The sequence below is a fragment of the Stenotrophomonas terrae genome (assembly GCF_001431465.1).
Lineage (GTDB): Bacteria > Pseudomonadota > Gammaproteobacteria > Xanthomonadales > Xanthomonadaceae > Stenotrophomonas > Stenotrophomonas terrae.
In genome coordinates this window covers 57,489-67,149 of sequence record NZ_LDJJ01000049.1, presented here as the reverse complement: position 1 = coordinate 67,149, position 9,661 = coordinate 57,489, and the positions used below count along the sequence as shown (strand labels likewise).

At 64.8% G+C, this 9,661-nt stretch carries 9 protein-coding genes; 4 read left to right on the top strand and 5 right to left on the bottom strand.

All coding sequences use genetic code 11. The annotated features are described in order from the left end of the window. Window positions 1-97 precede the first annotated feature (97 nt). Both hflC and hflK read right to left on the bottom strand, forming a co-directional pair. On the bottom strand, window positions 98-961 hold the full coding sequence (hflC, locus tag ABB27_RS14275; protein WP_057629448.1) for a protease modulator HflC: 864 nt from the start codon (window positions 959-961) through the stop codon (window positions 98-100). Next, complete coding sequence (gene hflK, locus ABB27_RS14270) at window positions 958-2,064, bottom strand: FtsH protease activity modulator HflK (RefSeq protein ID WP_057629447.1); 1,107 nt, start codon at window positions 2,062-2,064, stop codon at window positions 958-960. The genes hflC and hflK overlap by 4 nt, the downstream gene beginning before the upstream one ends. A 299-nt stretch (window positions 2,065-2,363) precedes the next feature. On the opposite strand from hflK, the gene ABB27_RS14265 reads away from it, so the two are divergent. Both ABB27_RS14265 and pilH read left to right on the top strand, forming a co-directional pair. Beyond that, entirely contained in the window at window positions 2,364-3,359 is a 996-nt protein-coding gene (locus ABB27_RS14265) for a YhdH/YhfP family quinone oxidoreductase (RefSeq protein WP_057629446.1), read from the top strand. Between the two features lie 91 nt (window positions 3,360-3,450). Continuing rightward, window positions 3,451-3,834: a twitching motility response regulator PilH gene (gene pilH, locus ABB27_RS14260; RefSeq protein WP_057629445.1), complete on the top strand. Its 384-nt coding sequence runs from the start codon at window positions 3,451-3,453 to the stop codon at window positions 3,832-3,834. A gap of 369 nt (window positions 3,835-4,203) precedes the next feature. On the opposite strand, the gene ABB27_RS14255 is transcribed toward pilH, so the two are convergent. Beyond that, the gene (locus tag ABB27_RS14255) at window positions 4,204-5,103 is read right to left on the bottom strand and encodes a DnaJ C-terminal domain-containing protein (protein WP_057629444.1); all 900 of its coding nucleotides are present in this window, start codon (window positions 5,101-5,103) and stop codon (window positions 4,204-4,206) included. A gap of 127 nt (window positions 5,104-5,230) precedes the next feature. Continuing rightward, the gene (locus ABB27_RS14250; RefSeq protein WP_057629443.1) at window positions 5,231-5,668 is read right to left on the bottom strand and encodes an Hsp20/alpha crystallin family protein; all 438 of its coding nucleotides are present in this window, start codon (window positions 5,666-5,668) and stop codon (window positions 5,231-5,233) included. 152 nt (window positions 5,669-5,820) lie between these two features. On the opposite strand from ABB27_RS14250, the gene ABB27_RS14245 reads away from it, so the two are divergent. Both ABB27_RS14245 and ABB27_RS14240 read left to right on the top strand, forming a co-directional pair. After that, complete coding sequence (locus ABB27_RS14245; protein ID WP_057629442.1) at window positions 5,821-6,303, top strand: peroxiredoxin; 483 nt, start codon at window positions 5,821-5,823, stop codon at window positions 6,301-6,303. A 30-nt stretch (window positions 6,304-6,333) separates the two neighbouring features. Further along, window positions 6,334-6,909, top strand: a complete 576-nt coding sequence (locus ABB27_RS14240) for a ferritin-like domain-containing protein (RefSeq protein WP_057629441.1) — start codon at window positions 6,334-6,336, stop codon at window positions 6,907-6,909. A 264-nt stretch (window positions 6,910-7,173) separates the two neighbouring features. On the opposite strand, the gene pbpC is transcribed toward ABB27_RS14240, so the two are convergent. Beyond that, the gene (gene pbpC / locus ABB27_RS14235) at window positions 7,174-9,537 is read right to left on the bottom strand and encodes a penicillin-binding protein 1C (RefSeq protein ID WP_425477547.1); all 2,364 of its coding nucleotides are present in this window, start codon (window positions 9,535-9,537) and stop codon (window positions 7,174-7,176) included. Window positions 9,538-9,661: the final 124 nt, after the last annotated feature.

Here is a 9,661-nt window from a genome sequence, read left to right as displayed (position 1 = left end):
CCGTTCCGCCCCCCTGCCCTCAGCCCGGAAGCTGCCCTCACCCCAACCCCTCTCCCGCATGCGGGAGAGGGGCTTGAGCAAGGCCCAGGTCAAGCGATCAGCGATCGCTCTTCATGTACTGCAGGAACGGGTCGTTCTTGTCGAGCACGATCACGCCGTTGCCGTCGGTCATCGAGGCACGGTAGGCCTCCAGGCTGCGATAGAACGCGTAGAACGACGGATCGGCCGAGCCGGCCTTGCCGTAGATCGAGGCGGCAGAAGCATCGCCTTCACCGCGCAGCTGCTGTGCATCACGCTCGGCTTCGGCCACGATCACCGTGCTTTCGCGGTCGGCCTGGGCACGGATGGTCAGTGACTGCTCCTCGCCTTCGGCGCGCAGCTTGGCCGCTTCCTGCTTACGCTGGGCGCGCATGCGCTCGTAAACGTCGGCAATCACCTGGCTGTCGGTAGGCAGGTCGATCTGCTTGATACGCAGATCGATGATCTGCATGCCCAGGGCAGCAATGGCCTCGTTGATCGACTTCAGCTGGCCGGCAATCAGCTCGCCACGGTCGCCAGATACCAGCGCCTGCAAGGTGCGCGAGTTGATCTGGTTACGCAGCGAGTCGGTGATGATCGGCGCAAGCCGGGCATTGACGATCTTGCTGTCGCCGCCGGTGGCGCGGTAGTAGGCGCGCACATCGGAGATCCTGCCAATGGCGAAGAAGTCGACGCTGACGTCCTTCTGCTCGGCGGTGAAGTAACGCGCCGGAGCGGTATCCAGGACCTGGAAGCGGCGATCGAACACGCGCACGGTTTCCACCAGCGGCACCTTGAAGTGCAGGCCCGGCTTGATGTCCGCACGTACCACCTTGCCCAGGTTGAGCACCATGGCGGTCTGGTCTTCACGCACCACATAGACCGAGCCCAGCAGGCCCAGCAACACTGCGACGACTACGCCGATAACGACTGAATTTTTCATCGGCCGGCCTCCTCACGCGATGCCGAGCGCGAGACCGAACGGTCCGCGTTGCGAATGCTGTCGGTTGCCGCCGGCAATGCCGGTGCCACCATCTCCGGGGTCAGCTGCGGCGCATTGCCGGTCTTGCCTGCATCGGCAGGCATCGGCACATAGATCAGCTGACGGCCGTCGCCACCGATGACCTTGCGGTTCTCGGCCAGCACCTGCTCCACCGTTTCCAGCCACAGGCGCTTTCGGGTGACATCCGGGGCGTTCTTGTACTCGCCCTGCAGCAGGGTGAAGCGACGTGCGTCACCTTCGGCGCGGGCGACGATGGCCTGCTTGTAACCTTCGGCGGTGGTACGGGCACGCGAGGCCTGGCCACGCGCTTCCGGCACCACCTTGGCGGCATAGGCCTGGGCTTCGTTGATCAGACGTTCCTTGACCTGCTGGGCACCGTTGACCTCGTCGAAGGCCGGCTTCACTTCTTCCGGCGGACGCGCATCGGGCAGGGTCAGGCCGGTCACGCTGAGGCCGGTCTTGTAGGCCTTCAACGATGCCTGCAGGCGCTGCTCGGCAACCACGGCCAGCGGCCCACGGTTGTTCAGCACGGTGTTCAGGTCGGCACGGCCAACCTGCTCACGCACGGCGCTCTGCGCGGACTGTTCCAGCATCTGGTCGGCATCAACCGTACCGAACAGGTACTCGCGCGGATCATCGACGCGGTACTGCACGTTGACCGACACGTTGACGATGTTCTCGTCGCGGGTCAGCACCGGCACATTGCTGCTGAAGGTCTTGATCTGGGTCGCATTGACCTTGACCACCGATTCCAGCGGCCACGGCAGCTTGAAGTTCGGGCCCGGCTGCAGGATGCGCGAGTATTCGCCAAAGCGCAGGACCACACCGCGCTGCTGTTCGCCGATCAGCTGGAAGCTGGAGAACAACAACAGCAGAACCACTGCGACCAGCACCCAGCGCCAGATACCGCCATCAAACAGGTCGCGCAGCGGTCCCGGAAGACCCCCACCCCAACCTCCGCCATTGCCGCCACGTGGCGTACGCGGCGCGCGGTTGTTGTCCGCACCACCACCGCTGTTGCCGCCGGGTGTATTCCAGGCCATGCATGCTCCATCTGTAAGGGCCAGGCTGCGGGGGCTCCCGCCGAGGACCTGACCATCTATCGAATCCCGATTCTAACAAGGCAGACTCTGAACAGGTTCGGGGCTACCTGAACCGACAATGTTTGCCTGCTGACCATTTACCCAAGCGCCCGATCCTGCGGCACCCGCCCAAGCCGAGGCGGCTCCCGCGGTAACCGTGCAGGCCCCTGTCGGCACCCACTTTGAATAGGAATAAGGGCAGACCCGCCATTTCACAACAGTTATGGTTGCACTCCCCCCGTTCCGACGCAGGCCTACCGATGTTCCCTACCGCCCCGTTTACTGCCTTCCGCATCCATAACGACGACGCTGGCTACCGCAGCGGCCCTGAACAAGTAGGCCTGGACCAACTGAGCCCAGGCGAGGTGGTCATCCGCGCCCGCTGGTCTTCGGTGAACTACAAGGACGCGCTGGCCGGCACCGGCAAGGGCAAGATCCTGCGCCGCTTCCCGCTGGTCGGCGGTATCGACGTGGCCGGCGAAGTGGTCGCCTCCAGCGACCCGGCGTTCCGTGAGGGCGACCAGGTGCTGACCACCGGCTGCGGCCTGAGCGAAACCCGCGACGGCGGCTACAGCCAGTACGTGCGCCTGGAATCCAAGTGGGTGATCCCGCTGCCGGCCCAGCTCAGCCTGCGCGAGGCCATGGTGCTGGGCACGGCCGGCTTCACCGCTGCGCTGGCACTGCTGCGCATGACCGACAACCGGCAGACGCCAGCCCACGGCCCGCTGGCCGTCACTGGCGCTACCGGCGGGGTCGGCTCGCTGGCGGTGGATATCTTCAGCCAGGCCGGCTACGAGGTGCACGCGATCAGCGGCAAGGCCGAGGCGGCCGATTACCTGACCGCCATCGGTGCCAGCCAGATCCTCGGCCGCGATGCCCTCGCCACCACCCGGCCGATGGAATCGGCCCGCTTCGGCGGCGGCCTGGACAATGTCGGCGGCGCCATGTTGACCAGCCTGCTGGCGCAGACCAGCCCCTATGGCAATGTGGCTTCGGCCGGGCTGGCCGCCTCCGGCGAGCTGGACATGACGGTGATGCCCTTCATCATCCGCGGCGTGTCCCTGCTGGGTGTCGCCTCGGCCGGCACCGCCCGCGATATCCGCGAGCAGGTCTGGCAGCGACTGGGCAGCGACTGGAAGCCGCGCCACCTGGATCGCATCTGTACCCGCGAGGTGAGCCTGGAAGGGCTGCCCGAGGTATTTGCGACGATGCTGGAAGGCAAATCCTTCGGCCGTACCGTCGTAAGAATTGATTGACGGCGGTCACATGACTTCCCCGGCGTGAAGGCGGTGACTTCACGCCGGCAGCGTGCCAGCACTACACTGCCGCCACTACTTGGGGAAAAACATGGCGCGTATCCTGATCGTCGACGATTCACCATCGCAGCTGATGGGCATCCAACGCATTGTGGAAAAGCTGGGGCATGAGATTTTCACCGCAACCGATGGCGCCTCCGGGGTAGAGGTTGCCAAGCAGGTGCTGCCGGACCTGGTGTTGATGGACGTGGTGATGCCCAATCTCAATGGCTTCCAGGCCACCCGCACGCTCAAGCGCGAGGCGACCACACAGCATATTCCGGTGGTGCTGGTAACCACCAAGGACCAGGACACCGATCGCCTGTGGGGCATGCGCCAGGGTGCCAAGGCCTATATCACCAAACCATTCACCGAAGACGATCTGTCGGCGGTGATCGCCCAGGTGTTCAGTGCCGAGGCACCGCCGGTAGGCTGAGATCGCTTTCTTGGGGAAAGCTTTCAGGAAAGGCGGGCTTGGCCCGCCTTTTCCGTTTTTCAGGTCCGGTTTTGCCTGGCTTCACTTTTGGGGTCTGCTTTGGGTTTGCCTTGGGTTTGGGTTTGCTTGCCAGAAGCTTGCCCTCACCCCAACCCCTCTCCCGCAGGCGGGAGAGGGGCTCGCATTGCCTGCGCTCGTAGTGCATTAGCCCCTCTCCCGCAGGCGGGAGAGGGCTCGCATTGCTCGCGCTCGTAGTGACTTAGCCCCTCTCCCGCGCGCGGGAGAGGGGTTGGGGTGAGGGCAGGCTTTCAGCCAAAAGAAAAGCGGGCAAAGCCCGCTTTCCGTTCAACAGCACAAACCAAACCGCACTCAGTCTTCGCCAAAGGCCTTGGCCAGATCCTTGTAAGCCTTGCGCTGGGCCTCGTTGCTCGCCACCGGTGCCACCACTTCCAGCTCCACGATCTGGTCGCCGTCAGGCTTGCCCGGCAGACCGCGGCCACGCAGGCGCAGCTTGCGGCCACTGTCCGAATCGGCCGGCACCTTCAGTTCCACCGCGCCACCCAGGGTCGGCACGCTGATGCTGGTGCCCAGCGCGGCCTGCCATGGCGTGACCTGCAGGGTGTACAGGATGTTGCGCCCGTCCACCTCGAACTGCGGATGCGAGGCGTATTCCACCTCCAGCATCAGGTTGCCGCCACCACTGCCCTGCCCGCTCAAACGGATCACCTGGCCCGGACGAATGCCCTTGGGCACACGCACATCGAGCTGGCGGCCGTCCACGGTGATGCGCAGGCTGTCGCCGTTGTAGGCCGCTTCAAGCGGTACGGACAGCTTGGCGCGGGTGTCGCGCATCGGCTGCGGGCCGGCGCCACCGAAGCCGGGGCCCGGTCGTCGCGCACCTGCACCGGCACCGCCGCGCTGGCGGGCAAACAGGCTCTCGAAGAAATCGCTGAAGCCACCGTTGGCCCCACCTCCGCCGAAGACCTCCTCGAAATCAAAGCCCTGCCCGCCACCAAAGTTCGGCGGCGCATTGAATTCCTCACCCGGGCGGTAGCCCTGCGCGCGCAGCTGGTCGTAGGCCTGACGCTTCTGCGGGTCGCGCAGCGCTTCATAGGCCTCGTTGACCGCCTTGAATTTCTCCTCGGCGCCGGCTTCTTTGCTTACGTCCGGATGGTATTTGCGGGCCAGCCGGCGGTAGGCCGTCTTGATTTCTGCATCACCGGCGCTGGGCTCAACCCCTAGCGTGGCGTAGTAATCCTTGAATTCCATCCTTACACCTCTGAAAAAAAACTGGCCCGACACCTTGCGGCAACGGGCCATCATGCATTCGGCGGGCACCGTGGCCCCATTCTACCGGGCCACGGTGCCTGCGCAGGTGGAAGTTCGCTCACGCCTATCAGGCGTTAGGCTGGCCCTGCACCACCTGGATACGGCGCGGTGCCGCTTCGCTGCGCTTGGGAATGCGCACTTCCAGCACGCCATTATGGCTGTGGGCGACGATACCCTCGGCATCAGCGCTGTCGGGCAGCACAAAGCGTCGGTTGAACGCACCCTGGCCACGCTCACTGCGGGTCAGCCGCTGGCCTTCGGCCAGTTCCGGCGCCGTGCGTTGGCCGCTGATGGTCAACACACCCTTCTCCATCTGCACATCGATGCTGGCCGGGTCAACGCCGGGAAGATCGGCCTGCACCACGAAGCGATTGGCTTCCTCGCGGATATCCACTGCCGGCATCCACGCAGAGGCGGTGCTACCGGTAACCGTTTCAAGCAGCGGCGACAACAACTGATGGATCTCGGACTGGGTCGGCCACTGGCGGTAACGTACGATGCTCATGATGTCCTCCTGCAAGATGTGGGGGATTGGCGTGCCGGAATGGCGCTGCCGTTCCCATGCCCAGGACGTATTGTGTGAAGACCGCCTTTTCAAGCTGTTGACGCGGTGCTTCGCCCGCCTCTTTAAACTCAAATTCAGCCTAGGAGCCCCCAATGCCCATCAACGTCGGCGACCGTATTCCGGAAGTAACCCTCAAGCGACTGCGCGAAGGCCTGGAAACGATCGACACCCATGCATTGTTCGACGGCCGCAAGGCGGTGTTGTTCGCAGTGCCTGGCGCGTTCACCCCGACCTGCTCAGCCCGCCATCTGCCCGGCTATGTGGAGCATTTCGAGGACTTCCGCAACCGCGGCATCGAAGTGTTCTGCATGGCGGTCAATGACCCGTTCGTGATGCAGGCCTGGGCCAAGAGCCAGTCGGTGCCAGATGGTTTGCAGATGCTGTCCGACGGCAATGGCGATTTCACCCGCGCCTTGGGCCTGGAAATGGACGCCAGTGCCTCCGGCATGGGCACGCGTTCGCGTCGTTTCGCCCTGTACATCGAAAACGGTGTAGTACGCGCCGCGTATATCGAACAGCCGGGGCAATTCGAGGTATCCGGGGCCGAGCACGTGCTCGCCCATCTCCCCGCATAGGGACTCACCAGAAAGAAGGAAAGGCCAGCCATGAGCAAGCAGCCCGCCGCCAAGTCGACCAAAACCACGCAGTTGGCAGGCATAACCGATCGAAAAACCCTGCGCGCCAACGCGCGCAAGAGCATCGAGGATGGGGCGGTCACGCCCACCTACAGTGCCAACCGCCCAGCGGTGATCAAGCTGCTCAACGATGCGCTGGCCACCGAATGGGTGTGCGTGCTGCGTTACTACCGGCATTACTACATGGCCAAGGGCATGCTGGCCGATTCGGTGAAAGCCGAGTTCCTTGAGCATGCACAGCAGGAGCAGGCACATGCGGGCATGTTGGCAGAGCGCATCGTGCAGCTCGGCGGTGAGCCGGATCTGAACCCGGACACCCTCACCGCCCGCGCGCGCGCCGAGTACAAGGAAGGCGGCAACCTGCGCGACATGGTCCGCGAGAACCTGGTCGCCGAGCGCATCGCCATCGACAGCTATCGCGAGATGATCAACTTCATTGGCGACAAGGACACCACCACCAAGCGCATCCTCGAGCACATCCTTGCCCAGGAAGAAGATCATGCCGACGACTTCGCCGACATGCTGGAAGGCTGGATAGGCGAGTAACCCCGACGCACCTGTAGAGCCGAGCCATGCTCGGCTGAAGCGTTACCGACAATGCCGGAAAGGCTCTCTTTGTAGCCCCGTAGCCCGGGTAAGCGCGAGCGCACCCGGGGCCTGTCGCGAAAAACCCCGGGTGCGCTATCGCTTACCCGGGCTACATCGAATGCACGCCCTGTAGAGCCGAGCCATGCTCGGCTGGGGCGTTACCGGCATCGTCAGGATGGCTTGCCGAGCATGGCTCGGCACTACATTGCGATATTGCGCCGTTTAATTTGCTACGCGGAAGCGCACACGCGTCCATGCACCGTCGGATGCCAATGCGGTCAGGGTGTGCTCGCCTGCGTCGTTGAAATCGCGCATGAAGGTGCGTGTACCCTGGGTCTGGGCGATCCAGCGGCCATCCAACAACCATTCGATCGTCGCCTCACTGCCCAGTGCGCGCAGCTGCAGACGCGGCCCGTGCTGCGCACCTGGCGCCCTCGCCAAAGTGGCCAGATCATTCAGGCCTTCGATATGCAATACGCCGTCGGATTGGCGCCCGTCATCCGCACAATCCGATGCCAGCGGCGGCAGACTCTGCGCCTGCCGCTGGGCCACGCTCAGCCACGGCGATGCCAGTGCCGGCCAACGGGCGATCTCGCGCTCCTCGACCTGCGGATGCCCCTCGCAACCGGGCGATAGCCGCTGCCCGCTGCGTGCATCCACCTGGAAACGCATGCGCCCGGATTGCCATAGCCGCGCTTCGCGCTCGGGGAAACTGGGCGGCACCACGCCGTCCAGCACCCAGGCTGGGAAACGTCGCTGGCACATCGCCGCTGGTGTCTGCTCAGCGGCAATGCCCAGTGGCCAACAGATCTCGACTTCACTGACGCTGTCCGGCCGCGACCGCAGCGCATTGTCGCCGGCCTGCCGTGGCAGGCTGTCGATGACCTCGAACATCAGCGGCAATGCGGTAACCGCACCGTACTGGCCGGGCAATGGCGTGCCATCGGGCCGCCCCACCCACACGCCCACGGTATAGGTGCGGGTACTGCCGATCGCCCAGGCGTCGCGGTAGCCGTAGCTGGTGCCGGTCTTCCATGCCACCCGCGGGCGGTTGCCGGTGTCGAAGGTACCCACGCCGTAGCCGGGACGCGGGTTGGATTCGAGCACGTCACGCACGATCCACGCCGCCCCCGGCGACACCAGCCGGCGCTCGATGCGCGGGTCCTGCGGGGTGTAGCGCACACGTCCGGCGATGCCCTCGCGGTTGAGCGCGGAAAAAGCACCGACCAGGTCTTCCAGACGCGCGCCGGTACCGCCCAGGATCAAGGCAAGGCTGGGCTGGGTACCGCGAGGGAATCGCAGGTTGATACCGGCATTGCCCAGCCGCGCGGCAAACCGCGCCGGCCCTACCCGCTCCAGCAGGTCCACCGAAGGCACGTTCAAGGACAGGCGCAGCGCGGTGGCGGCACCCACCGGGCCGTTGAAGGCAGCGTCGAAATTGCCCGGCCGATAGCCACCAAAGCTCTGCGGCGCATCGACAATCAGGCTTTCGGAATGAATCAGGCCATCGTCCAGCGCCATGCCATACAGAAACGGCTTCAGCGTTGAACCCGGCGAGCGCCAGGCCTGCACCATATCCACATGGCCGAGCCGCGCCTTGTCGGCGAAGGCCACTGAACCGACGTAGGCACGCGCTTCCAACGTTGTGTTGTCCATGACCAGCATCGCCGCTGACGTACGTTCGGGCAACTGTGAGAAATAGGCGGCAACACGTTCCTCAAGGGTGCGTTGCAGGCCGCTGTCGATGGTGGTTTCGATATGCGCGGCGCGCGGTTGCGCGCTGCGCATGCGTTGCGCCAGCAGCGCAGCGTGCAAGGGCTGCTGCAGCGAGCGCGCCACCACCGGCTCGATGCGCGCATCGGCTACCTCGTCGGCCGACCACACACCCAACTCGGCCATGCGTGCCAATACCTTGTCGCGGGCACGCTGGGCGGCCTCGGGATGGCGATCGGGGCGCAGCCGGCTGGGGGATTGCGGCAGCACCGCCAGCAAGGCAGCCTCGGCCTGCGACAGATGCGCTGCGGACTTGCCCAGATAGGCCCAGCTGGCAGCTTCAACACCTTCGATGGTGCCGCCATACGGCGCCCGCTCCAGGTATAGATCCAGGATCTGCGCCTTGCTCAGGTGCACTTCCAACTGCAGCGCACGCAGCAACTGCTTGAGCTTGCCCCACGGCGTGCGCGTATGCGGGTCGAGGATGCGGGCGACCTGCATGGTCAGGGTGGAGCCGCCGGAGACGATGCGACGTTCCAGCAGCATCTGCTTGCCCGCCCGCAGCAACGCCCAGGGATTGATGCCCGGATGCCGCCAGAACCAGCGATCCTCGTAGGTCAGCAAGGCCTGCAGATACAGCGGCGAAATTGTCTTTGCATCAGCCGGGTAACGCCATACGCCTTCGGCATCGGCGAAGGCGCGCAGCGGCGTGCCATCACGTGCGACCACCAGCGTACTGGTGTCGCGCGACTTCGGCAGCGGCGGCGGGAAGGCCAGGTCCAGCACCAACAGCAGTGTCAGCACGGCTGCAAGTGCCCAGCGCAGGTTGCGAAGCGTGAAAATGGCGCGCAGGCGGGGGGCAAGGTGTTTCAGCCGAGGGGCGCGCGCGTTCACTGTGGATGGTTCTTCAAACGTTGCCTGTGGAGCTGGGGCGGAATGGCTTGGTCGGGGAAGAGCTTAGCCCTCCCCAGCCCTCCCCTTGCCTTCGGCAAAGGGA

Bases quoted from the DNA above. Each gene is read 5' to 3' on its own strand.
- ABB27_RS14245 (WP_057629442.1), top strand. From the start codon at position 5,821: ATGCCCATCAACGTCGGCGACCGTATTCCGGAAGTAACCCTCAAGCGA.
- ABB27_RS14240 (WP_057629441.1), top strand. From the start codon at position 6,334: ATGAGCAAGCAGCCCGCCGCCAAGTCGACCAAAACCACGCAGTTGGCA.
- pilH (WP_057629445.1), top strand. From the start codon at position 3,451: ATGGCGCGTATCCTGATCGTCGACGATTCACCATCGCAGCTGATGGGC.
- ABB27_RS14250 (WP_057629443.1), bottom strand. From the start codon at position 5,668: ATGAGCATCGTACGTTACCGCCAGTGGCCGACCCAGTCCGAGATCCAT.
- hflC (WP_057629448.1), bottom strand. From the start codon at position 961: ATGAAAAATTCAGTCGTTATCGGCGTAGTCGTCGCAGTGTTGCTGGGC.
- hflK (WP_057629447.1), bottom strand. From the start codon at position 2,064: ATGGCCTGGAATACACCCGGCGGCAACAGCGGTGGTGGTGCGGACAAC.
- ABB27_RS14265 (WP_057629446.1), top strand. From the start codon at position 2,364: ATGTTCCCTACCGCCCCGTTTACTGCCTTCCGCATCCATAACGACGAC.
- ABB27_RS14255 (WP_057629444.1), bottom strand. From the start codon at position 5,103: ATGGAATTCAAGGATTACTACGCCACGCTAGGGGTTGAGCCCAGCGCC.